The following is a 23,797-nucleotide window of genomic DNA, read 5'->3' on the forward strand; positions in this document are numbered from 1 at the left end:
CGCGGCGGTCGAGCTTGCCGTTGGCGGTGAGCGGCAGGGCGTCCAGGTGCACGAAGGCGCTGGGCACCATGTACTCGGGCAGGTGCTTGAGCAGGGCGCTGCGCAGTTGCTCGGCAGGAACCGGTTCGCCGCAGACATAGGCTACCAGGCGCTTGCTCTCGGGTTGGCCGGGATGGTCTTCGCGGGCAATCACCACCACCTCGCGGACACCGGGGCACAGCGCCAGGGCCGCTTCGACTTCACCGATCTCGATGCGCAAACCGCGGATCTTCACCTGGAAGTCATTGCGGCCCAGGTACTCCAGCGCGCCGTTGGCGAGCCAGCGACCGAGGTCACCGGTCTTGTACAGCCGCGCGTTCGGGGCATTGCTGAACGGGTCGGCGATAAAGCTTTTGGCGCTGAGTTGCGGCAGGTTGAGATACCCGCGCGCCACGCCGATACCGCCGATATGGATTTCCCCGGCGATACCCAACGGTTGCGGTCTGCCACGGGCATCGAGCACGTGCATCTGGATGTTGGCGATCGGTTTGCCGATGGGCACGCTCTCGCCGGGATCGCTGGGGCGGCAGTGCCAGGCGGTCACGTCGATGGCCGCCTCGGTCGGACCATAGAGGTTATGCAGTTCAACGCCGGCCAGCTGCCGTTCGAAACGCCGTTGCAGGGCACGGGGCAGGGCTTCGCCACTGCACAGCACCCGACGCAGTTCGGGGAAGTCACGGTTGTCGGGGTGCTCCAGGAACAGGTCGAGCATCGACGGCACGAAGTGCAGCATGGTGATGCTCGCCTCGCGCATCACCTGGGCCAGGTAAGCCGGTTCCTGATGACCGCCGGGACGGGCCATGACCAGCTCGGCGCCGGCCAGCAAGGGCAGGAAGAACTCCCAGACCGACACGTCGAAACCGAACGGGGTCTTTTGCAGGACCCGGTCGCTGGCGTCGACGCCGTATTCGTCACGGGCCCAGAGCAAGCGGTTGACCACGCCGAGGTGTTCATTCATCACCCCCTTGGGGGTGCCGGTGGAACCCGAGGTGTAGAGCACGTAGGCCAGGTGCTGCGGCGTCAGGCCAAGCGCCTGCGAATCCGGATTGTGTGTGGGAAGGGCGCTCAGGACGTCCTCGTCATCGAGCGCCAGCGCCGGGATATTCAATGGCGGCAACTGGTTCAGCAAGGCGTGGCTGCTCAGTACAGCGCGGGGGGCACTGTCTTCGAGCATATAGGCCTGGCGCGCACTCGGCAGGTCCGGGTCGATGGGCACATAGGCGCCGCCGGCCTTGAGCACGCCCAGCAGGGCGACGACCATTTCCGGGCTGCGCTTGAGGCACACAGCCACTCTGGCATCCGGCTTCACGCCGAGTTCGATCAGGCGATGGGCGAGCTGGTTGGCCTGGCGGTTGAGCTGTTCGTAGCTGAGCAGCGGCCCGCCGTCGCCACGCACGGCACAGTTATGAGGACGTTGCTCGGCCTGCTGTTCGAACAGGGTGTGAATCAACACATCCCGCGGATATTCGCGGGCGGTGGCATTGAACTCGACTTGCAGGCGCTGGCGTTCGGCCGCGCTCATCAGCGGGTAGTCGCCCACCGGCGTGTCATGCTGCTCAAGTACCGCTTCGAGCATCGAGACGATGCGTTGTTGCAGCAGGCGGGCTTCTTCCACGCTGTAGTAGGCGGTGTTGAAGTTGAAGTCCAGGTGCACGTCTTCGAATGGGTGGTAGTCACGCACGAAGATCGCCATGGGCGTCTGTTCGTAGCCGTTGTCCATGGTGATGACGGTGGAAGAGGTGCCGCCGAACTGGTCGTCACCGTCCAGGCTTTCGAATGACAGCGAAACGTCGAACAGTTGCCGACGCCCGGCCTGTGCGAGGCGCAGGATGCGGTTGAGTTCGGCAATCGGGAAGCGTTGGTGGCGGTAGCAGCGGCGCAGTTGGCCGCCGGCGGCGTGCATCAGGTCCAGCAGCGAGGCGTCGAGGTCGACGGGCAGGCGAATCGGGCTCACCGAGGAAAACATCCCTGCGGTTTCCTTGGTGCGGGCGTTGGTGCGGTTGTGCACGGGCATGCCGATGACCATCTCGTCGACGCCCACGGTACGGCAGAAATACGTGGCGACCACGCTGATCAGCACATGGGCCACCGACAGGCTGCGCTCGCTGGCGAATTCCGTCAGGGCGTTGTACAGCGCCCGCGGCAGCATTGCCTGGACTTGGGCGCTGGGGGCCAGTTCATTGGCCTGGCCGGTCTTGAAATCGGCCCGGCGTTGCAGCAGCGACGGCGGCAATTGCGCGTAGGTTTCCTGCCAGAACTCGCGGTCGCGCTCGTAGCGTGACGATTGCAGGTAGGCGCGGTCGTCCTCCAGGAACGACAGGTAGGAATGCCCTTCGGCGACTTCGTCGTTACCAGCCAGCAAGCCGTTGTAGGCAGCGCCCACGGCATGACCGATCAACGCCACACCGATACCGTCGGTGACCAGGTGGTGATAACGGTTGAGCCAGTAGTGACGGTTCGGCCCGCAACGCACCATGCGCGCTTCCCAGAGTTGGCCGGTCAGTTCCGGGAACGGTTGGCGGAAAGCGTTGCGCAGGTACTCCATCGCCAGTCCGGCGTCGGCTTCGGCCTCGGTGAACTCCACGATGTCCAGCTTGACCTTGACCTCGGGCAAGACCCGTTGGCGGCCGATGCCGCCCTCATGGCTGAAGCTCAGCCGCAGGGCGTCATGGTTATTGGCGACCAGCTCGATGGCTTTCTCGAACAGCGGGATGTCGATTTCGCCCTTGATTTCCAGGGACATGCCGATGTTGTAGTAGGGCAGGTCCGGGTGTGCGATCTGGTCGAGCCAGATGCCCTGCTGGACGGAGGCCAGTTCGTGGGTGGCGCAGTCTTGCGTGGGCAGCTTTTCGGTCGACGAATCCATTTCGGAGCACCTGCAGGCAGAATCAATTGAGGTTTGTCTCCGTTCGAATGGCGGTGCATGAAGGCCTGGGCGACTGCCAATCGGCGGATGCAAATAGTCGTGGGGAGGGACATCGGGGCCGTGGGCAGGCGCCTGATGCGATGGGGGCGTCGGGGGGCTGCGGTGCGGCTGTCGATGGGCCGTCCTGCCGTCCGGTCACGCCTGATGTCCCTTCACAATGTGGGAAAAAATTAGAGGATCCGCTTCCCGATGTCTGTCATGGGAAGCAGGGACAACGGCGGGAAACGCGGCTTTGCGACGCTTGGGCGTGGTCGCGCGAGTCTGTTATACCAACGACCCTGAGTGAGTTTGCGAGGGTTGAACATGTCACTGATCGCCGAATCGGAGCGTCCGGTTTCCAAGTTCTGGAGCCTGTCCCGTTTTCCCAATCACCCGCAGGCAGGGGCGGTCGAAGTGATCGATGCGCTGGCGATATCCAAAGAGGATTTCACCCGCCGCTACGTCAATCGCAACCGGCCCTGCCTGATCAAGAATGCCGTGCGGCACTGGCCGGCTTTCCATAAGTGGAATCGGCTGGACTACCTCAAGGCTCACTCCCACAACAGTGCCGTGGTGGTTCGTTCGCAGATTGTCTCGGAGGTCATCGGCTGGTCCAATCCCAAGGTCAAGGCCGAGCTGACCGAGTATGCGAACACGGTCTACCGGGACATGCCGTTCCATGAGTTCCTCGACAGCCTGGGCGAGGGCGATTCGCCGCTGGTGGCCGACAGTTGCCGTTTCTCCGAAGGCTCGGCCATCGAGCGGCTGAAGGAGGACGTCGGTGGCCTGCCGTTCATGCCTCAGTTGGGCAAGACCCGGGCCTATCCTCCCCATCGCAGTTTCCTGTACCGCAACTCCTACACCGATTGGCATTTCCATGTCACCGACGAGACGTTCATGGCCCAGGTGGTCGGGGCCAAGGAAGTCCTGCTGCTGCCGCCGGACGAAACCAGTTGGCGGGCGTTGCGGCCGGTGATCGAGGAAGCGGGCTACCTGTACGACATCGATACCGGGCGTTTTCCCGGGACGCGGGACCTGCGTGCCCTGCGCACGGTGGTGGAGCCGGGTGATGCGTTGTACATCCCGGTCTACTGGTGGCATGCGGTCCAGTCCATGGACGACGCATTTGGCGCCACGGTCGCGGCCACGTTCCCGACACCTCTGCATGTCAGCGGCAACATCAGCTCGCCCATCGCCAGACGGGTGCTGCGCAACTACCTGTTTTCCCGCTACGCGCCCCTGGTGGTGGGTGCGGTGGCGTACTCCATGGTCTACCGGTTGATGAGCAAGCTGGTCGATGTCGCCACGTCCCGCGATGTGCGCACATGAGCCTGGTGAGCGACCGCAAGGGCTTCGATCTGGGACGGGGTTTCTATTTCCTCTGGTGTGGCGAGTCTCTGGCGGTCATCGGCACGGCACTGATGGAGTTCGCCCTCGGCGTCTGGGTGTACACCCACACCGGTTCGGCGGTGGCGTTCGCCAACGTGGTACTGGCGGCCACCTTGCCGGCGGTGCTCTTTCTGCCACTGGCGGGAGGGCTGGCGGACCGGATCAGCCACCGGGTCATCATTGTCTGTTGCGATGTCAGCCTGGCGGTGCTGCTGTTGGGCGTCATGGCGTTGCTCTGGTTCGAGCGTCTGGAGCCGTTGCACCTGTACATCTTCAATTGCCTGGCATCGATTGTCAGTGCCTTTCGCAAGCCGGCCTACCAGGCGGCTGTCAGCACGATTGTCGCCCCGGATAAGTTCACCCGGGCCTCGGGATTGATCAGCATCAGCAAGAACGCTTCGGCCCTGGTGGCGCCCCTCCTGGCCGGGGCGATCATGGCGAAGGCCGGGCTGGTGACGATCCTGGCGGTGGACCTGGTGACGTTCTGCTCCGGCACGCTGTTGGTGATCAAGGCGTTTTCCCATGTGCGGCCGCCAGCGGCCCATCACGACGCGCTGGCCAAGGGCACGGTGTTCGGCGGAGCCCTGGGCAATGTCGCCGCGGCGCTGAAGTTCTTCGTCGCCGAGCGCCTGATGGCCGGGCTGCTGGTGTACACCATGATGCGCAGCGCGCTGTTGGCCCTGGCGACCTTGATGATGACGCCGTTGCTGTTGTCGACCCTGGGCAGCCAGGTCCTGGGCATGGCCTATACCTGGGCGGCGCTGGGTGGTTTGGCCGGTGCGGGGTTGTTGATTTCCATGGGCAATCCGCGCCGGTTGATGGCAATGGTGGCGGTGGCCGACCTGTTGCTGGCGGGGTGCGTCGTAGCCCTGGGGATGGTCTCGCAGGCGGTGGCTTACTGCGCCCTGGCATTCGTGGCGATCACCATGGCCAGCATCGCCGACGCCAGTGTGAACGCGCTGTGGATGCGCAGGATTCCCGCCGGCAGCCGCGCCAGTGTGTTTGCCTTGATCAGCATGTTGACCATTGCCGCCACCAGTCTGGCCGTCATCGTCGGCGGTTTCCTGGTCGATCACTGGTTCCAGCCGGCGCTGATGCCTGGCGGACTGTACGCCGATTCGATCGGGCGCTGGCTGGGAACAGGCCCGGGACGTGGCGTGGGGATGCTGTTCGTGGTCGCCGGGGCGCTGTTTGCGCTACTGCCGCTGGGTGTCCTGCTCTACGGACCGATGCGTCGCCTGGACGGGGCGCCCACGCCAATGGCCGTGGTGCGGATGGCCGACGGCCCGCAGGTCGACCCGCTGTGATGCTGTACCGGATTCCCGTGACAGACAGGCCGGGCCCGCTGGGTCAACCTTCCCAGGCTGGTCCGCTGCGCCCTTCATCGCCACCGGAATCGACAACCCTCAACAAAAGGAGCACCTATGCGCCCGTCGTTTTATGATTCCAGCCGTTTTCCGCACCTCAAGAACCTGGCCGACAACTGGGAAGTGATCCGCGAGGAGTTCCTGGCCCTCGATGCACCGACCCTGACCATCAACCGCGTGGGCAAGTCGATCACCGAGATCGTCGATGAAGTGGCCGCGCACATGGAGGCCGGCGGTGAGTATGGCTGGCTCTGGGGCTGGGGTGATGACATGGACGTCATGCCGGAATGGACCCAATACGGCCTGGTCGCCTATGACACCCCGATCCCCTATGCCCGCGCCGCCATGCCCGGGACCATCGACCTGCTGAGCAAGATCCCCGGCATCAAGCTCTGCGCCTTGCTGCGCATGGAGCCCAACGTTTTCCTTGGCACCCACTCGCACACCGGCACTTGGGAAGAAGGCCTGTTGCACATGCAACTGACCATCGATGCCCCGACCACCCAGAACTATGCCTACCTCAACGTCAATGGCAACTTCAACCAGAGCACCAACGGCAACCTGGTGATCTTCGACGGCTCCCTCGACCACTTCGCCGTCAACGCTTCACGGGCGCACCGCACCGTGCTTTATCTTGAGTTCTATCGCGAGAAGCACATGGCGGCGTGAGGTCTGAGTGGGGCCAAGTCTGCTCGTAGGGGGGGGGCAGCCGATATCATCGCCGGCTGGACCGACGTCATCGCGAGCGGACTCTCCCTTGAAAGGGGAGCGTCGTCCTGGCATCACGGCGCATCTGTGTTCGCACTTGGCTTGCGCGGTTCCGGCTAACGCATCGCGGTGCTGCGGATGTAACGCGCCGGCGACGAGCCCAGTGTCTTGCGGAACATGCTGATGAACGAACTGACCGACTCGTACCCGAGCGCTTCTGCGGTTCGTTGCACCGACTCACCTTCGGCAAGGCTCTGCAACGCCACGATGATTTGCCATTGCTTGCGCCATTGGCCAAAGGTCAGCCCTGTTTCGCTCTTGACCAGACGCGCCAGGGACCGCTCGCTCATGGCGACCTGGCGTGCCCACTGGGCCATGGTGCAACGATTCGACGGGTCCTGGGCCAAGCCGCGGGCGATGAAACGCAATTGCGTGGCGGCGGGAAGCGGCAGGTACAGCTGTTCCGAAGGGGCCAGCGCCAATTGTTCGAGGAGTACGCTCGCCACGCGTGCGTTGGCAGAGGCGGGCGGATAGTCCTGGGCCTGTGCGCTCAGGTGCAGGATCAACTCCAGGATCAATGGGGAAAGCACCAGCGTGCAGCATTTCTCCGGTAGAGCGGCGGCGCCGGGCTCTACGAACAAATAGCCGATCTTGCCGTTGGCAGTCACCCGGTTGCTATGGGCGATACCGCCCGGAATCCATACGCCGAAACCCGACGGCACCATCCAGACACCATCCTCTACGGTGCATACGATGCCCCCGTGATAAGCCACCACCAGTTGGCCCTTGCGATGGGTGTGCACGGGAAATTCGGTGTCGTTTCGCTGGCTCTCCAACATCAGCGCGACGGCGGGCTGGTCGAAGCTATCCAGTTCGAACTGATCAACCGCATAGCGATTCGTCTCGTCCATGGCACTCCATCCGGATTGTCCGAATTTGATTATAGATTGGCAGCATACTCAATATCGGCACGTTCTCGCAGTCCCTACCATCGTCATCAAGGCCATCAAGGTGATTGCCTACGGTGAGACTCAACGATGCTGAGCGAAATCACGATTGCCCACCTCTACCTTCCACCCTTGCTGCTCTACCTGGGCGTCGCAGTGCTGGTGTACGGCGTGCTGGAGCGGAGCATGCGGCATTGGCTGGATTGGACCTGGCACCCGAGCATGGCGCGCTTCTTCGTGTCGCTGATTGTCCTCTCGATCCTGGTCCTGAAGTGTTGAGGGCGGCGCGATGACCATCAATCATTTCCTCAAGATGCTCGTAACCCTTGGGCTCGGCCTGATTGCACTGCTGTTCTGCATGCAGTTGTGGCGCGCCTATGAGCTGGCACCCTGGACGCGGGACGGGCGGGTCAGTGCGCACGTCATTCGTATCGCCCCCGAGGTGTCTGGCCAGGTTGAACGACTGCTCGTGGGAGACAACCAATGGGTCGCCAAGGGCGCTTCGCTGTATCAGATCGATCGCAGCGCCTATCTGCTTGCCCAGCAACAGCGCACGGCCGAGCTTGCCGAGGCGCGCAGTGTCTTCGAACAGCGCAGCGCACAGCTCAAGCGTCGCAACCAGCTCGGCGATGCCATTGCGCGGGAGGAGATCGACAACGCCGCCCGGGATCTGGCGGTGGCCAGGGCGCGTCTGGACGCCGCCCAGAGCCAGCTGGCCCAGGCGCGGCTTGACCTGGACCGCACGACCATTCGCTCACCGGTCGATGGATACGTGACCCAGCTGCGCCTTCAGCCAGGTGACTACGCCTCGGCGGGTGACACCAATATCTTTGTGGTCGATAGCCATAGCTTCTGGGTCACCGGCTATTTCGAAGAGACCAAGTTGGCGGGTATTCGAGTGGGCGCTGCGGCGTCGATCAAGCTCATGGGCTTTTCGCCGTTGCTCGAAGGGCACGTCGCAAGCATGGGCAGGGGTATCGCCGACGGCAACGAACAGCGCGGCAACAATGGTTTGCCTCAAGTGGCGCCGACGTTCAGCTGGATACGCCTGGCCCAACGGGTGCCTGTACGGATCGAGCTGGACCACGTGCCGCCGGACGTGGAGCTGGCAGCCGGGATGACCGCCAGTATCGAGGTCGCCGAGGCGGGGGCAGGGCCACGTTGGAGGCTGACGCAGTGGCTTCAGGCGCTCCTGTGAAGGGCCGCGCATGGCGAACGCTCGGCGCATGGGCCGGATCATGGAGTCCCCTGGCATCCGGCTACATGTTGCGCAGTCTTGCGGCGGCCTCTCTGGCGCTATGGCTGGGCTTCCAGTTACATCTGGAGGCGCCATTCTCGGCGGCTTCGACGGTGCTGCTGCTGATCCATCCGCTTCAAGGCGCGGTGGTCGGCAAGGGTTTCAATCGGGTCCTGGGAACCGTGGTGGGACTGGCCGTTGCGTTGCTCCTGACCGGCATGTTTGCCCAGAAAATGTTGCTGTTCATCCTCGGGATCGGGGTATGGCTCGGTCTCTGTGTGGGGGCCATGACCCTGCTTCGGCACTATCACGCCACGGCGGCCGTCGTCGCTGGCTACACGGTCTGCCTTGCCCTGGGCCCCGCCATCGTCACGCCGCAGTTGGGTTTCGATCATATCGTGGCGCGCTGCACGGCGGTCGCACTGGGGGTGTTGAGCCTGAGCCTGGTGGCCACCTTGTTCAGCCGCAAGACCGTCGAGCCCAAACTGAACCGGGCCCTCCACGACGTCTGCTCTCGCACCGTGCGGTTGCTGGCCACGCGATTCAAGGGGGAACACAGTGCGGATCCGGCGATTGCGCAACGCCCGCTCGCCATCGACATCAGCAAGGTGGACGAACTGCTCGGGATCGGCCGAGGTGAGTCCTTCCTGATCCGTTCCAGGCTTGCGGCCCTGCGGGCAGGGCTGGCGTATCTGCATGCCGTGGTTCTGGACGAAGGCGCGACCGATCAGCCTGTTTCGCCTTCGTTCGCCCGAACGGGCATGGACCTGCAACGGTTGGCCGACGCATTGCCGGGCTTTTGCGTGGCGGCCGATGAAGTCCGGGAGATGCAACACCGCCTTGCGCAGTTGCCGGAAAACAACACGAGCCAACAGCGCCTGAAGGAACAATTGGCAGACCTGTTCAGCGCCTTGTCGAGCTTCGCCAGCCTTGAGCATCGGGGTCAGATGCCTGCTCGCGCGGTGGGTTTTCATCGACATTATGGCGACGCGCTGCGTAACGGCGTGCGAGCGCTGTTGGCGACATTGGCAATCGCGGCTTTCTGGTACCTGTCTGCCTGGGACCAAGGGCCAACGTTGCTGGCGGTATCGGGACCGTGCTGTACTTTGCTGGCCACCAGCCCGGCGCCTGCTCAAGGCCTGGCTCGCTTCTTCGAGGGCACCGTCTACGCAATAGTGGCGGCAGCGGCGTGCAAGTTCCTGGTGTTGCCGCACATCAGCGGGCTCGCGTTGCTCACGGTCGTGATGATTGCGTTCTGGGCCGTGGGGATTCAGGCCACGACCCGCCCGCGTCATGCCCTGCAAGGCATCGCTTATCTGATCGGCTTCAACACGCTCGTCAGCACAGGCCTGGCCGCCCAGTACGACTTCGCCGACTTCGCCAACCAGGCTCTCGCCTGGATCGTGGCGCTTGCCATATGCCTGTTGGCCTTCCTGTTACTGCCGGGAAAACCCCACCGCCACCCGCACGTCCTGAAGAAGGCGATACTCCAGGACACCCGGCGACTGCTTCGTCATGGACACCGGATGGACCTGCTCAAGTGGCAGGCAAGGCAGCAGCACCGATTGGTGACCTTGCAGGCGCTGTCGGGGGCACATGATCAGCAGTCTGCGCAGGCTGGTTCGACGGCCCTGCAATTGAGCCGACAATGGATTCGACTGCAACGTCAAACCCGCGACCTGGACCCTGAATCATCGGTGGGCAAGTGCGCGCGACGGGGCGACCGACGGATTTCCCGGTACGCCTCCCATCCAGCGATCAGCGCGGTCCAGGCCCGTCGAACGTCCAGGTCACTGACCCGCCTTGACGCCCATGACCTGGCGGCTGGCTACCTGGCTTTGGCGGGGTTGCTCGAAACCTACGCAAGCGCGAATCAGCGCACATTTGACCGACGCCTGCGTGGGCAGCCTGCCCAGTAGTCGCTATAGTGCCCGCTTTACGCCGCTCCGGCACTGACACGGCAGTCACAGGAACCCTTCACATGTCCCATGGCGAAATCGCTACCCGCCCTGAAATCACCCACTTTCCACTTTCCCCAAGCGTTGAACAGGCCCGCCAACTGATCCCTCCCGCCGAAGAGCGCCTGGCGCAGCGCAAGCGCGTGGTGCTCAAGCCGTTCAAGATCGTCCAAGGGCTCGTCTGTGGATACTTCCTGATCAAATGGGTGGCGCAGGGGCACTACTTCGGTGGCCCGATTCTCGCGGGACTGCTCTGGTGCGTGACCTGGGTCTTCAGCCTGCCGCTGGGGTTGTTCTGGCGCAAGGAAAGTCGCGAACTCAAGCGCGTTCAGGATAACGTCGGCGTCGTCTTGCACAAGACGTGCACGGACTTCCTCGCCGAACAGGCCCTGGGGCCGTATCGCTGGATCTCTCGCGGCGAGAACATGCTCGGACTGTTTCCGGAAACCGCTTTGCTCTATCTCTATTCAGAGGTGTCCGGCTACCAGCATGCGCTGATCGATGCGCCGCAGGTGGTCCGTCAGGTACGGGTCGACGAGAAAACCCAGACCGTCCATACCTCCAACACTCATACCACCCACAGTGAGCGAAGGGTCAGCAGCACGCACTTTGGCGGCGAGATCGGCAAAGGCACGTCAAACTCCACCACCTACACGTCCAGTACGACCCACCACACCTTTACCTTGCAGATTCAGTTTCAGATCGGCTCCGGCACGCCTTGCTGGACAACCTGGTCGTTTGGCAACGACTGGCAGGACGCCGAGAACTGGCGGTTGCAGATCGCACAGGCGGCGGGCTTGTAGATATCGGCGCTGTCGGGCGGCGTCTCCCCTGGTATCCCAATCAAGCCACAAACCTGTAGGAGCAATGCTTGCTCGCGATAGCGACAGACCAGTCAACATTGTTGCTGACTGACTTACCGCAATCGCGAGCAAGCTTTGCTCCTACAGGTTCTGCGCTGTCTGATCCTTAACTGATGAAAGACCTGTCTACGTGGTATGCTCGTCGCCAATATAGGGTAGGGGGGTATGCTATGTCGCATGCGCAGGCGGGAAAAGAAGATCTGCTCAAGCGCGTGAAGCGTATTGCCGGGCAGGTACAGGCAATCGAACGCGCACTGGAGGGCGAGGCCGACTGCGCGAAGACCTTGCACCTGGTGGCGGCGACCCGTGGGGCGATAAACGGTCTGCTCGACGAAATCATCGAGGACCATGCCCGGGAGCATGTCGCCAAGCCTGGCCTGACCGATCAGGAGCGGGCACAGGGCGTAGAGGAACTGCTCGAAGCCATACGTCGGTATTCAAAGTGAGAGATACCTTGAGCACTCATTCCGTTCATAGCCACAATTTTCTGGGCGCCGCCCACGACGCCAATGCCAAGCGCACATTGTGGGTGGTGACGCTCACCGTCGTGATGATGGTGGGCGAGATCGCCGCCGGTTACATCACCGGCTCGATGGCGCTTCTGGCGGACGGCTTCCACATGGCAACCCACGCCGGCGCACTGGGAATCGCGGCGGCGGCATATGCTTACGCACGCAAGCATTCGGAGAATTCCGCCTACAGTTTCGGTACCGGCAAGGTGGGTGACCTGGGAGGGTTCGCCTCCGCGTTGATCCTTGGCCTGATTTCGTTAGGCATCGGAGTCGAATCGGTCCTTCGGCTTTTCGAACCGTCCCAGGTGCAGTTCACAACGGCGACCGTGATCGCGGTCATCGGACTGTTCGTGAACATTGCCAGTGCCTTGTTTCTGGCCGGGGGCGGTCATGAACACGGTCATTCCCATGATCACTCCCACGGCCATCACGGCCACTCCCACGGCCAGGACAACAACCTGCGCTCCGCTTATGTCCACGTGCTCGCCGATGCAGTCACGTCAGTCATGGCTATCGTTGCGTTGCTGGCCGGCAGGTTCCTGGGGTGGGTATGGCTCGATCCGCTCATGGGGATTGTTGGGTCGCTCGTCATTGCCCGCTGGGCGTGGTCCCTGATGCAAGATACCGCGTCGGTGCTGCTGGATAAGACGGATGAGCACGTCGCCGAAGAAATCCGGGAGCTGCTTGATCAAGCAGCCCAGTTCCAGATAACCGACCTGCATGTATGGCGGGTGGGACCTGCAGCGCGTGCCGCCATCGTCAGCGTGCAGGGGCCGCGAGGGTTTTCTGCCGATGAGGTGCGTGCCACGTTGGTTGCGGTCCATGAGGTGACTCATCTCACGATCGAATACAGGACGGTGGGAAACTAGCCGCTCGCCATTATTTCCGGAACAAGCATGGCCAAAGACATTGAAAATCCCTGCGTTTCACTTTGTCAGTTGAACAGTGAGATGTGCGTGAGTTGTGGGCGTACCAGGGAGGAAATACGCAAATGGCGGAGCATGAAACGGCCCGAGAAAATCACCACCGTGCAGAAAGCGTCCGCTCGGATGAAAAGCATTAAAAAGAAGAAGGCGAAGTAGCCCGGGAAAGGGTGAGTACCCGCTTGGAAATGGGCCAAGGCGGTGATTCCCTGGAAGCCCCTGTCCGGACCTTCCAGAGAGACGGCGAGTGGTCAAGTCTTGAAACGCAGCACCAGGTTGTTCAGGTTCACTGCCAGTTGCGACAGCTCGTTGCTGGCAATGAGGGTTTGACGGGTTCCTTCGCTGCTTTGCACCGCCAGATCGCGAATACTGACCAGGCTTCGATCCACATCACGTGCTACATGCGCCTGTTGCTCGGACGCCGTTGCGATTTGCAGGTTGCGTTCGTTTATCTCCAGTACGGCATGGGTGATTTGTTGCAAGGATTGCCCGGCGTCTTCGGCAGTTTTCCGGGTGCTATGCACCTCCTGGGTGCTTTTGTGCATCGACTCCACCGTGGCAGAAGAGCCTGCCTGGATCGCCGCGATCATCTGTTCGATTTCCTGGGTGGAGGTTTGCGTACGATGCGCCAAGGCGCGGACTTCGTCGGCAACCACGGCGAAGCCTCGACCTTGCTCGCCTGCTCGCGCCGCTTCGATGGCGGCGTTCAATGCCAGGAGATTGGTCTGCTCGGCAATGCCCCGTATGACGCTCAACACTTTGCTGATGTCTTGGGCTTGGCCGGCCAGCGCCAGCACTTGTGCGGATGAACCTTCTACCAGGCTCGTCAGGTTGCGCATGGCCGCCAGGGTTTCAGTCACACGTTCATTGCCCAAGTCTGCCGACAGGCTCGACTGCTGGGCTGCCTGAGAGGTTGACGTAGCATTGCGAGCCACTTCTTCAACGGCCGCACTCATCTCGTTGACTGCGGTAGCGGCTTGCTCGATTTCGCTGTTCTGTTGCTGCAATGTCCGGTCAGCGCTTTCAGTAATGGACGTCATTTCGACGGCGGCAGTGCTCAGTTGCGTAGATGCACCGGAAATCTCCAGGACAGTTCGCCGCAGCTTCTCCGACATGATGTTGAGCGCCTGCATCAGACGGGATGCTTCATCTTTCCCGGTAACCTCAAGCTGCCGGGTCAGATCCCCTTCGGCAATGTCTTCAGCCAGTTTCAGCGATGTATTGATCGGATCGACAATGCTGCGGGTCAAGGCGATAGCGAGGAAGATGGTGAGAATCAGCGCGACGACTACCACAATCATCAGGACGTTGACGCTATGGCTATACACCGCCGTTGCAATGGCGCCTGACTGCTCCGTCTCTTTTGCGTTCAGCTCGCGCATGAGCGTGAGTTTTTCTTGATAGGCCGTGGCGCGGTTTGCCTGCTCGGAGTTGGCTAAGGCAACGGCCTTGTCATGGTCGGAAGTGTCCAATGCAATGACTTGCTTCAATCCATCGATGTAGGTGTTCATCGCGATTTGAGCGTCATTGAGCTGCGCGCGGTCCTCATCGCTTGTAATCAGATTCTGCCGATAGTATTCGCTGCGCGACTGCAGGGTCTCCATGGCTTGTCGTACTTTGGCTTGCGACGCGCTTTTGACTGAGGGGTCGGTGCTGGCCAGCATTCTGATGCTCTCGAGGCGAGCGTGCAGAAGTGCAATTTGAATGTCATCGACCACTTGAATGCTAGGCAGTGATTTTTCTTCTATGTCTTGTTCTGCGGCGCGCAATTGGCCGACTTGAACGTAGGAGAAGCCTCCCAGCCCGATCAAAAGCAAGGTGATAGCACCGAAGCAGAATGCGGCTCTGCGCGCGATATTGAGCGATCTCAAATTCATGTTTGGCTCCGGTGGCGTACCACGTAACGCCTTCGAGAGCTGGCCCTTCGCCAGCGATTACAGGGTTGGCGAAAGCGGATGAAAATTTTGTGAGCTGTTTGTGGTTTTTTTGAGAATCATGAGATGGCCCGAGATTCAGTCGAGCAGCGCTGGAGCGACTCCAGGCTTCTGGCCGGCTGTAGCCTCTCGCGAGTGGTAGAAAGTGGCCAGAAGCGGACATTCAGCGTTCATCGAGTTTGCTGCCAACACCATCAAAGAGCTGGGGCTGATGCAGCAGAAAAAGCAGGCCAGTGCAGTTCGAGAAACTGAGCGACAAGGTTTTTTGTCGCAGACTGGATGCATCAGGCCCGGCTATGCGGTCCCTCGTATCGTCAGTGCTCGACAGTCGCTCAAAAAAAATTCAAGCGAGGCTTGACCGAGGAGAACGATCGTTCTACATTGAGTCCGTGGAGATGAAAATGACAGATACCCGAGAAAAGATTCTAACGACCGCTGAGAAACTTATTTATCAGAATGGCATTCATGCGACGGGCATGGATCTTCTGGTGAAGACCTCAGGTGTCGCTCGCAAAAGTATTTATCGCTATTTTGCGACCAAAGATGAAGTGGCAGCTGCCGCACTGAATGCTCGTGATGTACGTTGGATGCAATGGTTCAGAACGGAATGCGATAGAGCGGATACTCCGCAAGAGCGTATTCTCAATATATTCACGGTGCTCAAGGGATGGTTTGAGTCAGACGGATTTCGAGGCTGCGCTTTCATTAATACAGCCGGAGAAGTTGGGGATCCCGATGATCCTATTCGCCATATCGCCAAACTGCATAAGCAGAAGTTACTCAATTACACACTCGAGCTGACCGAGCAGTTGAATACGGAGCACCCAGTCGTCTTGGCGAGACAACTGCTCATATTAATCGAAGGCGCAATCACCATGGCGCGCGTGATGGGCGATTACAGTGCCGTCGATGACGCAAAAAAAGTTGCACAGTTGCTGATTGAATAGGTGTCGCTTCAAGAAGTTGACTTTCTGACATCTTCGCAAGACGTGCGGTTCAAATATGCCCCTGACGCATATTAGTCTGCGTGGCTGCTCGTATCCGTTCGCATAGCTGGATTGTTGAGATGCTGATGTAAATCGCGATTATCGTGACGCGTTGATGTTGTGATGATGATCGCTGAAAGAAAGTTGTACCGCTCTGCTGAGTTCCGAAAACGTTAAATAAACCGATACATCCAATTGTCCTGGAGGCACTACCATGTCCAATGCACAAACTCGTCCGCCACTTCCTCCGTTCACTCGTGAAACGGCGATTGAGAAAGTCCGACTCGCTGAAGATGGCTGGAACAGCCGCGATCCCGAAAAAGTATCGCTTGCCTATACACTGGATACCAAATGGCGCAACCGAGCGGAATTTGCTACCAACCGCGAAGAAGCCAAAGGTTTCCTTACTCGCAAATGGAAAAAAGAGCTTGATTATCGCCTGATCAAAGAGCTCTGGGCGTTTACCGACAACCGCATCGCTGTACGTTACGCATACGAGTGGCATGATGATTCAGGTAACTGGTTCCGCTCTTACGGTAACGAAAACTGGGAATTCGAAGCGGATGGCCTGATGCACCGTCGCTTCGCCTGCGTGAACGACATGCCTATCAAGGAGAGCGAACGCAAGTTCCATTGGCCACTGGGACGCCGCCCAGATGACCATCCAAGCCTGTCTGACCTCGGTCTGTAAATATCTCAACCGACCTGATCCTTTCGTTGAAAAGGCTCAGGTCGGTTTTTGAGCCTAACGCTATAAATAGTTTCTTCATCAGAAATCCTCTAACCCGTAACCGCCCGCAATCCCTCCAAAGTTTTATCCTCCAATTCTTTGCCGGTCCTATCCAGCTCTTCCGCCTGCCAACGATCCTCACCGCCTGCTTCGCGAAAGGTCTAGCGGTCGCAGTTCTTCCAGCCATGAGTCTATTACTGAAGTCCTCTAGCTATGCCTGCTCCATCAGGTCCATCCATGAGGCTGCAAAGGCTTCGTAAGGGTTCTGAGGGCAGCCGGCTAAAGCAGGCATCAGTACCGGCGGGACAGACGAGAGGTGCGTAATTTTCAGGCACTACCGTTTAGGGAAATAGAGTTACCTGCACTTTTGTGTACTCGATTCTCAATGTGATGCTCCATGATTGATCTGGACTATACGAATCAAGTCCAGTCGGCGCGGTGCTGTGGTCCTATTCTTAACGACGGCAACTGATTTCCCGTCGTAATACACGAGGTGGTAGCAAGTTGTTCCTCAGATCCATGCGCAGCCAAGTGGGGCGCGCTGATGACTGCCGCACTTACAGACTGAACGCAATCCATCTCGCTCAAGCAACAGCGCTCGTGGTCGTATGGCTTCCCTGCCTGAAGACACGGCAAGGTGTGCTGGCCCGAATAGAGGATTCAAGGTAAGGGTTCCGCTTCTGATTTTGCCTTACGTCGACATGAGAGTGACAGAAGTGCCACGTTGGCCGATTTCCTCTCGCTACTCCGTTTGTAGCAAGCGGGAACTCGCGGTGAGCTGATTTTGGCAGTCAGCCGTTGGCGGTTCTTGGTAGTGGATACGGCCTGAGTAAATGCACTTCCGTGCTATTACTGCCGAGTAGAGGCGGGAAGCGCGCTGTATGGGCGCAAGTAGCGAAGAGTTATTTTCTCAGAAGGACAGGAGACAGCGGGTGTTTGAGCCCCCGTCCCTGGCGCCGAGCGATCTAGCGCCAGATGAGCGGACGGGAGAAGAGTCAATTCGTACAGCCGGTACCTATAACGTGGTACTCCATGATGTGCCGGTCGCCCTTGGAGTCGTCGTAAGTCATCTGCGCCGGCACTACATCGCAGCTATCGGGTATCTGAGTAATCGACACAATGTGAGCGATGTCCAGGTGTTGAGAGTAGCGATAGGGCTCGACCGTAATATGCGCAGTCTGAGTATCTTGCTCATCGGCCATAGCGACAGAGCCAATGGAGCCTAGGAGTAACACGAGTAACAGTTTCATAGTGAACACCTGTAGTGAGGGCGTGAGAAGACCAAAGCACTTGAGCGGTGCTCAGTCGTAAAAAGGGTTGAGGTGTAGCCCGGTTGCCGTCAGACGCCGGGCTGACTTACATCAGAAAGGCTTGGTAGGCAGGTACTTGCCGTCCAGGGTGATCACAGCGCGATGGCCGCCCTCCGGATCTTCGACTTTCTTGATGTCCAGCTTGAAGTTGATGGCACTGATGATGCCGTCGCCGAACTTTTCGTGAACCAGAGCTTTGAGGGTGGTGCCGTATACCGACATCATTTCGTAGAAACGATAGATAGTCGGGTCGGACGGTACGCCGTCAAAAAAACTGCCGCGAACTGGCATCGATTGCAGCAAAGCGACTTGATCAGCATCAAGCTCGAGTTTCTTGCCCACGACATGGGCGGCGCTGGAAGGCAGCGGATGCTGGCCGAGCAGGGCGGCAGTGACGAAGGCTTCGGATAGGCCGGTGCCGTCAACGATCTCGGCGAAGGACAGGTCCTTGCGAGCCTTAGCCAAAATGATGGTTTCGGTCAGTTCTTGGCGCGCGGTGCGGGTGGCTTGAGTCTGGATCATGGCGAATCTCCTAGGTTAGTAAGGGTTACAGGTACGAGTTTCAGGCGACGTGCCTGGCTTGCTGGGAAACGGCGTGAACTTCGGGGTTGTCTGCGAGGGGCACGAAAGTCCCGGTATTGCCATCGAAGGCATCGATACGCCCGCTCTCGATGTCATAGATCCAACCATGCAGGGTGACGCGGCCTTCTTCGAGAGCCAGGCGAACGGATGGATGTGTCTGGAGGTTGGCCAGTTGCGCGATGACGTTTTCACGCACCATGGACGTAACTTTGCTCGGTAGATCCGCATGTTTGCGGGCTTCGTTAACCACCTTGGCCGAGTCGGCGTAACGGAGCCATCCGGCAACGGCAGGCATGTGATCCAGACACTTGCATGTTGCTATGGCGGTCATCGCGCCGCAGTCGGAGTGGCCGCAGATCACGATGTCTGCGACCTGGAGAGCGGCGACCGCATATTCAACAGAGGCCGAAACGCCACCCGGCTCCGGGCCATATGACGGCACGATGTTGCCGGCATTGCGGATTACAAACAGATCGCCTGGCTCGCGCTGGGTGACGAGTTCAGGCACCAATCGGCTATCTGAGCAAGAGATGAACAACGCTCTTGGGCTCTGCTGATTAGCCAAGTCCTTGAACAGTTTGACCCGCTCAGGGAAGGCGTTTTTTTGGAATTTCAGAAAACCGTCGATGATCGCTTTCATGGTTGCTGTCTCAATGTCTCTGGGTGTGAAACAAAGATTAAGCAACACATTACATAAGATAAAAGTCTCATTTATTATGGCGTGCATCAGATTATCTTATGAGTGAAATCATGCTTGCTCGTCACATCCAATACTTCCTCGCGGTTGCGGAACATCTCAGCTTCACGAAGGCCGCAGCGGCGCTGCACGTGTCTCAGCCAGCCCTATCGCAGCAGGTGAAACAGTTGGAAGAAAGTCTTGGAGCCCAGTTGTTCGACCGCTCAGGACGCACAACTCGCTTGACTGACGCGGGAGACGTCTATCTTCTGTATGCGCGCCGTGCTTATCAGGAATTGCGAGATGCTAAAAGCGCCATCCACGATGTGAGCGACCTCTCCCGAGGCTCATTGCGCGTGGCCGTGACGCCCACGTTCACGACTTATCTGGTAGGGCCCGTGATCGAAGCATTTCACTCTCGGTATCCTAAGATCACTCTCAACCTGAAGGAGATTTCCCAAGAGCGCATTGAGGAATTGCTTTTGGTTGGAGAATTGGACGCGGGGATCGCGTTCGATGAAATAAATACACCGAATATTGATGCCATCCCTTTGCTGAACGAAACCCTCGCTTTAGTGGTGAGTCGTAGACACCGCTTGGCCGAGGAGCGGTCCATTGGATTGCAGGCTCTGAATGCCGAGTCCCTGATTCTGCTCAGCCCAGAGTTTGCAACCCGCGAACAAATCGATCGCTACTGCCGCAAACACGCGATTCGCCCTCAGGTGCAAATGGAGGCCAATGCCCTCGGTGCAGTGATCGAAATCGTTCGTAGGACGAATCTATCGACTTTATTGCCGGCCAAAATCGCGTTGGCCCATGACGATCTGGTGGCCATCGCACTGGAGCCCGAGCGCTTGCAGCGCACCGCCGTCCTTTTGCGGCGCAAAGATGCCTTTCAGAGCGCAGCGATGCGAGTTTTCATCGAGGTGGCTAAAGAGGTATCCGTTCAGCTAAATGTGCAATAGCTGTGCTCGTCAATCTGGACGGAGCTAAGCCCAGCCTGTGACGTGGTAATAACAGGCTCAATAAAAAAACAGACTGCACCACTCCGACTGAGAGATATCTGGGCCATCCGAGTAAGGCTTCAAATTGCGGAAAAAAACCGAGACCTGGCTCTCTTCGATCTGGATACATCGGGCCCAGCTACGCAGCGAGGACTGCCTTTTTCCTAGCCGGCCGCATACTTCAGACCCTCTATCCACTCGTCAATACGGTCGTATCGTCAAAGGCTGGGTGAAAGCCGTACGGCTTGATCCGGCAATGTATGGCACCCACACAATGAGACGAACGAATCACTGATCTATCGTAGGACGAAGACCGGCGGGCGGTTCAGTTATTACTCGGCCATACGAGATGGCGGAACAGACTGAGGTTTGACCATGCATAGCGACGGTCGAAGTCAGACCGTCGCTAACCGGCCAGAAGCGGACAAATTAATGTGACAGATATCCAGAGCCAGGGGTATCAATCAGCAAGCGGAACAAACCAACGCCGTTGTAGTCTTCAAGTGTGCCCCCAGGCAACAGGCTGTTCTTACCGGGGGCGGTCCGCAACGCTGGAGTATTTTTTACATAGGAGGTTTCGGGTGCCCTGGAAATCAAATCTTGTAGTGCTCGCCCTGTCTGCCGTTGCCTTTTCGGCGCAGGCCCAATCTGATCGTGAAGTGGTCGAGGACATGGTGACCCGCTCGGCCAACGTCTGCCCAGGCCACAGCACCGAGCGCACCACGCCCACGGTGAAGGCGGTGCCTGTCGGCGCGTTGCGGGTCATGCTTGATCGCGGCCTGGTGATGTGTCCCGACCGGCGTCTTGATGTCGATGCACCTGCCGTGTTTTACGGGAGGGTTGGCGTATTCGGGTGGAACCCTGAAGTGCCTGCAAGCTCGGAGGTGATCGTCAAGCAGATCGACACCATGACCCGCAAGGACGAGTACCCGTCGGACACCTTGGTTTGGGATGCGACGGGTATGCCCCTCAAGCAGCGCACTGTGCCGGCTTTCGAACCCAAGTCAGGGGCTGCTGTGCTGTATCGGATACGGTAAGCCCTGTCGACGAGGCGCGTGCAAGTAAGCGCCGATGCTGCTGCATGAATCCGATGTCAATCGAGACGGCCGATGGCACGTGCAAGATTTGCGCGTGCCTGCTGCTCGAATGCGTCGAAGTAGGGGGCGGTGGCATAAATGCGGTCGCGCGTTAGAAAGCCCTCCAGGATCTGACGTCGCTTTTGGCGATATATAGACATCGGCACGTGCAGGTACTCGCGGCGGACCTGTTGGTCGTACTCTTCGAACCGCTCGAACGACGCCCCGAGGATCGCCAGATCCGTGTCCACCAACACCGCCTCGTCTACCGACTGCGGGGCACTGTCGTGTCGCGTTACCATGACCAGGTCGTAAAGCCTGCGGCGCGTTTCGTCGTCCAGGCCGCTAGCACGGGCCACTTCGTCCAGCCATTGGGCGCTGCGCAACTCGTTGTCGCTGCGCAGGGGGTCGTAGATCGCGTCGTGGAACCACAGCGCGAGGTCGACTTCGGCGGGTGCCTGGCAGGCCGCGTTGAGGAGTCGACGCACCCGGAGGCACTCAGCCAAGTGCTGGCGGTTGTGGTACGCGCGGTGTGGCTCGTCGTAGTGCCTAATGAGTTTTTCGTGCGTCTCTTGCGACGTGCATCTGACCCCAAGTTCCGTCCAGACGCGAGCCCAGGCGGTAAAACCCAGTGCCTCAGGCGCGTCGAGATCGTCGGGTGTCCTGACTCGGAATAGGCTGTTTTCTTCTGGCTGTTCCGTCATTGCTGCTCCTGCGCATTAATGTAGCGCTCTACCCGGACGATCAATTACATCCCACGCCGCACCCGCCCCGGCGCCTCACCATATACCTCCTTGAACTTCTTACTGAAAGCCGCCTGGGATTGATACCCCACCTGGGATGCAATGTCAGTCAGTCCCAAGTGCGAATGGCTCAGCAGGCTGAAGGCCAGTTCCATTCGAACCTGCGTCAACAAGACCCAAGGCGAAACGCCGGCTACCCGCACGAAAGCCCGCATGAACGTTGCACGGGACATGCTCGCAATCTCGGCAAGCGCATCCACTGTCCATTCGTAGCCCGGGTCCGCCAGCATCGATTGCCAGGCGCGGCCCAGCTGCTTTTCGGACAACAAGGCCAGGGTGCCGGTGTGTTGGCCGTGGCTCGCGAGGTGAGCGCGCAGGATCAGGGTGAACAACGCTTGGGACAAGGCATCGAGTAAGAAATGCGCCCCAACCTGATCGCTATCGGCTTCACCTCGCAACATGTCGACCAGGGCCGGCAGGGGAGCGCTTGCAGGGAGAGCCGCACTGGGTATCACGAGATGTTCGGGGAGGGCGCTGAACAACAGGGAGGCACGATTGTAGTGAAAACTTCCGCAGAGCATGTCCAGGTCCGTGCTCCCGCGGCCAATGCGGTAAAGCGGCAGCGTTCCACCGGACACCAGCCTCGGGGTTTGCGGCTCAGCCGTTCTTCCGATGCCATGCAGGAGGTGCGGTGCCCCACGAGGCAGAAGCAGAATGTCTCCTGCGCGCATTGGCAGGCGCTGGCCGTCCGGAAGTTCGACGCGGCACTCTCCCGTCAACACAATGTGATAGGGCGCTTTTCCCAAGGCTTCCTGCTGATGATCGAGTGCCCAATCTCCTTGAAACTGACACCGCAGATCCACACTGCCTCGCACGTTGGCCAAGCTGATGAGTTTATCGATCGAATTCATTTGAGCGCTTCGCATAAAAATTTGAGCGGATCGGACAAACTCGAATCTCGCCCTGGAGGGAGACTGAGCCTGTCGAAACAGTACACCAACTTGCTCAGGAGTCATGCGATGTTCAACAACTGGTCCGAACTGCTACCCACCATTCAGAAGGCTTTCGGCTCGCTCGGAAAAAGCAACCCGAAAATGGTCAAGGCCTACATGGCCCTTGGCGAAGCCTCCGCCGAAAACGATGTGCTGGATGGGAAAACCCGAGAATTGATTTCGATTGCCGTCGCTGTCACCACTCGCTGCGACGGCTGCATCGCGGTTCACGCGGACGCGGCGATCAAGGCTGGAGCGAGCCGCGAAGAAGTGGCGGCTACCTTGGCAACCGCCATTTCGCTCAACGCTGGCGCTGCCTACATCTATTCGTTACGCACGTTGGAAGCGTACGACTCGCTGAAAAAATAAAGCCTGCGGGTGCAGGCACCTGGCCTCGGTACCGTGCGGTATCGGGGCTTTTTAATGCCTGCAGGAACTTCGAACCTCCGACGCAACGCGGCGGGTAATCCACTACGATGAGGCGGCGAACTCACTGACAATGGAGATTACCCACGATGAACTACACGGGCGCCTGTCACTGTGGAGCGGTTGGCTTTGCTTTTGAGGCCGAAATTGAAGAACTGATCAGTTGCGACTGTTCGCTGTGCAGCAAGCGCAATGCGTTGATGGCTACGGTGCCGCGGGAGCAGTTTCGCATCAGCCGTGGTGAAGACGTGCTACGTCTGTATCGCTGGAACAGCGGCGTGGCCCAGCATTACTTTTGCGGGACATGCGGTATCTATGTGTACCACCGACGGCGTAGCAATCCTGAGGTTCTCAGTGTGAATGCGTGCTGTATTGATGGGTTGGATTACCGCGCAGTGCCGTTGCGTCATGTCGATGGCAAGAGTAGAAGCGTGGTCAGCCCGCCTTGAGCACACTGCCTGTTCAACCACAGGGTGCCGACCTCAACGGT

The 23,797-nt window shown here is 59.5% G+C and carries 24 protein-coding genes and 1 pseudogene; 17 read left to right on the forward strand and 8 right to left on the reverse strand.

Features of this window, described 5'->3' with window-relative positions; genetic code table 11:
• Positions 1-2,905: non-ribosomal peptide synthetase (locus ACODTO_RS27710; protein ID WP_489107360.1), on the reverse strand; the 2,905-nt coding region annotated here is incomplete at its 3' end.
• A gap of 363 nt (positions 2,906-3,268) precedes the next feature.
• Here ACODTO_RS27710 and ACODTO_RS27715 point away from each other — a divergent pair.
• The 3 genes from ACODTO_RS27715 (at position 3,269) to ACODTO_RS27725 (ending at position 6,369) form a co-directional block, all read left to right on the forward strand.
• A complete protein-coding gene (locus ACODTO_RS27715) occupies positions 3,269-4,273 on the forward strand; it encodes a cupin-like domain-containing protein (RefSeq protein ID WP_139650343.1) in 1,005 nt (334 codons plus the stop codon).
• Complete coding sequence (locus ACODTO_RS27720; RefSeq protein WP_489107361.1) at positions 4,270-5,640, forward strand: MFS transporter; 1,371 nt, start codon at positions 4,270-4,272, stop codon at positions 5,638-5,640. Before ACODTO_RS27715 ends, ACODTO_RS27720 begins: the two co-directional genes overlap by 4 nt.
• 117 nt (positions 5,641-5,757) lie before the next feature.
• Complete coding sequence (locus tag ACODTO_RS27725) at positions 5,758-6,369, forward strand: aspartyl/asparaginyl beta-hydroxylase domain-containing protein (protein WP_024780235.1); 612 nt, start codon at positions 5,758-5,760, stop codon at positions 6,367-6,369.
• A gap of 155 nt (positions 6,370-6,524) precedes the next feature.
• Here ACODTO_RS27725 and ACODTO_RS27730 read toward each other — a convergent pair whose 3' ends face one another.
• On the reverse strand, positions 6,525-7,319 hold the full coding sequence (locus tag ACODTO_RS27730) for an AraC family transcriptional regulator (protein ID WP_489107362.1): 795 nt from the start codon (positions 7,317-7,319) through the stop codon (positions 6,525-6,527).
• Between the two features lie 126 nt (positions 7,320-7,445).
• Here ACODTO_RS27730 and ACODTO_RS27735 point away from each other — a divergent pair, with 126 nt between their 5' ends.
• The 7 genes from ACODTO_RS27735 (at position 7,446) to ACODTO_RS27765 (ending at position 13,007) form a co-directional block, all read left to right on the forward strand.
• Positions 7,446-7,634 carry a DUF1656 domain-containing protein gene (locus tag ACODTO_RS27735; RefSeq protein ID WP_139650340.1) on the forward strand — a complete coding sequence of 63 codons (189 nt, stop codon included), beginning with the start codon at positions 7,446-7,448 and terminating at the stop codon, positions 7,632-7,634.
• Positions 7,635-7,644: 10 nt separating this feature from the next.
• Positions 7,645-8,553, forward strand: a complete 909-nt coding sequence (locus ACODTO_RS27740) for an efflux RND transporter periplasmic adaptor subunit (RefSeq protein ID WP_489107363.1) — start codon at positions 7,645-7,647, stop codon at positions 8,551-8,553.
• Between the two features lie 65 nt (positions 8,554-8,618).
• Entirely contained in the window at positions 8,619-10,511 is a 1,893-nt protein-coding gene (locus ACODTO_RS27745) for an FUSC family protein (RefSeq protein ID WP_489107364.1), read from the forward strand.
• A gap of 62 nt (positions 10,512-10,573) precedes the next feature.
• Positions 10,574-11,353, forward strand: coding sequence for a hypothetical protein (locus tag ACODTO_RS27750; RefSeq protein ID WP_489107365.1), 780 nt, complete (start codon positions 10,574-10,576; stop codon positions 11,351-11,353).
• 230 nt (positions 11,354-11,583) lie between these two features.
• Positions 11,584-11,859 carry a metal/formaldehyde-sensitive transcriptional repressor gene (locus tag ACODTO_RS27755; protein ID WP_139650336.1) on the forward strand — a complete coding sequence of 92 codons (276 nt, stop codon included), beginning with the start codon at positions 11,584-11,586 and terminating at the stop codon, positions 11,857-11,859.
• An 8-nt stretch (positions 11,860-11,867) separates the two neighbouring features.
• The gene (gene dmeF, locus ACODTO_RS27760) at positions 11,868-12,794 is read left to right on the forward strand and encodes a CDF family Co(II)/Ni(II) efflux transporter DmeF (protein WP_489107366.1); all 927 of its coding nucleotides are present in this window, start codon (positions 11,868-11,870) and stop codon (positions 12,792-12,794) included.
• A 27-nt stretch (positions 12,795-12,821) separates the two neighbouring features.
• Positions 12,822-13,007 (forward strand): DUF1289 domain-containing protein, encoded by a 186-nt coding sequence (locus tag ACODTO_RS27765; protein ID WP_139650334.1) that lies wholly within the window; start codon positions 12,822-12,824, stop codon positions 13,005-13,007.
• 92 nt (positions 13,008-13,099) lie between these two features.
• Here the strand turns inward: ACODTO_RS27765 and ACODTO_RS27770 are convergent, their stop codons facing one another.
• Entirely contained in the window at positions 13,100-14,725 is a 1,626-nt protein-coding gene (locus tag ACODTO_RS27770; RefSeq protein WP_489107367.1) for a methyl-accepting chemotaxis protein, read from the reverse strand.
• Between the two features lie 458 nt (positions 14,726-15,183).
• Here ACODTO_RS27770 and ACODTO_RS27775 point away from each other — a divergent pair, with 458 nt between their 5' ends.
• Both ACODTO_RS27775 and ACODTO_RS27780 read left to right on the forward strand, forming a co-directional pair.
• Positions 15,184-15,729, forward strand: a complete 546-nt coding sequence (locus ACODTO_RS27775; protein WP_489107368.1) for a TetR/AcrR family transcriptional regulator — start codon at positions 15,184-15,186, stop codon at positions 15,727-15,729.
• Between the two features lie 253 nt (positions 15,730-15,982).
• Positions 15,983-16,459, forward strand: coding sequence for a nuclear transport factor 2 family protein (locus tag ACODTO_RS27780; RefSeq protein ID WP_024777265.1), 477 nt, complete (start codon positions 15,983-15,985; stop codon positions 16,457-16,459).
• A gap of 1,034 nt (positions 16,460-17,493) precedes the next feature.
• Here the strand turns inward: ACODTO_RS27780 and ACODTO_RS27785 are convergent.
• The 3 genes from ACODTO_RS27785 to ACODTO_RS27795 all read right to left on the reverse strand — a co-directional run bounded on the left by ACODTO_RS27785 (position 17,494) and on the right by ACODTO_RS27795 (position 19,030).
• Positions 17,494-17,748 (reverse strand): DUF2790 domain-containing protein, encoded by a 255-nt coding sequence (locus tag ACODTO_RS27785; protein ID WP_139650331.1) that lies wholly within the window; start codon positions 17,746-17,748, stop codon positions 17,494-17,496.
• 111 nt (positions 17,749-17,859) lie between these two features.
• On the reverse strand, positions 17,860-18,330 hold the full coding sequence (cynS, locus tag ACODTO_RS27790; protein WP_041024129.1) for a cyanase: 471 nt from the start codon (positions 18,328-18,330) through the stop codon (positions 17,860-17,862).
• Between the two features lie 40 nt (positions 18,331-18,370).
• Complete coding sequence (locus ACODTO_RS27795) at positions 18,371-19,030, reverse strand: carbonic anhydrase (RefSeq protein WP_139650330.1); 660 nt, start codon at positions 19,028-19,030, stop codon at positions 18,371-18,373.
• 110 nt (positions 19,031-19,140) lie between these two features.
• On the opposite strand from ACODTO_RS27795, the gene cynR reads away from it, so the two are divergent.
• The 3 genes and pseudogenes from cynR (at position 19,141) to ACODTO_RS27810 (ending at position 21,107) form a co-directional block, all read left to right on the forward strand.
• Positions 19,141-20,031: a transcriptional regulator CynR gene (gene cynR, locus ACODTO_RS27800; protein ID WP_175364045.1), complete on the forward strand. Its 891-nt coding sequence runs from the start codon at positions 19,141-19,143 to the stop codon at positions 20,029-20,031.
• Positions 20,032-20,043: 12 nt separating this feature from the next.
• Positions 20,044-20,453 (forward strand): annotated as a pseudogene (locus tag ACODTO_RS27805) (tyrosine-type recombinase/integrase).
• 198 nt (positions 20,454-20,651) lie between these two features.
• A complete protein-coding gene (locus tag ACODTO_RS27810; protein WP_139650329.1) occupies positions 20,652-21,107 on the forward strand; it encodes a hypothetical protein in 456 nt (151 codons plus the stop codon).
• A 56-nt stretch (positions 21,108-21,163) separates the two neighbouring features.
• Here the strand turns inward: ACODTO_RS27810 and ACODTO_RS27815 are convergent, their stop codons facing one another.
• The gene (locus ACODTO_RS27815) at positions 21,164-21,850 is read right to left on the reverse strand and encodes an HD domain-containing protein (RefSeq protein WP_489107369.1); all 687 of its coding nucleotides are present in this window, start codon (positions 21,848-21,850) and stop codon (positions 21,164-21,166) included.
• Positions 21,851-21,894: 44 nt separating this feature from the next.
• Positions 21,895-22,800: an AraC family transcriptional regulator gene (locus tag ACODTO_RS27820; RefSeq protein WP_139650345.1), complete on the reverse strand. Its 906-nt coding sequence runs from the start codon at positions 22,798-22,800 to the stop codon at positions 21,895-21,897.
• Positions 22,801-22,908: 108 nt separating this feature from the next.
• Between ACODTO_RS27820 and ACODTO_RS27825 the strand changes: the two genes are divergently transcribed.
• Entirely contained in the window at positions 22,909-23,250 is a 342-nt protein-coding gene (locus ACODTO_RS27825) for a carboxymuconolactone decarboxylase family protein (RefSeq protein ID WP_024780206.1), read from the forward strand.
• Between the two features lie 146 nt (positions 23,251-23,396).
• A complete protein-coding gene (locus ACODTO_RS27830; protein WP_139650327.1) occupies positions 23,397-23,756 on the forward strand; it encodes a GFA family protein in 360 nt (119 codons plus the stop codon).
• The last annotated feature ends 41 nt before the right edge of the window (positions 23,757-23,797 follow it).

The organism is Pseudomonas sp. FG13, from assembly GCF_057809755.1.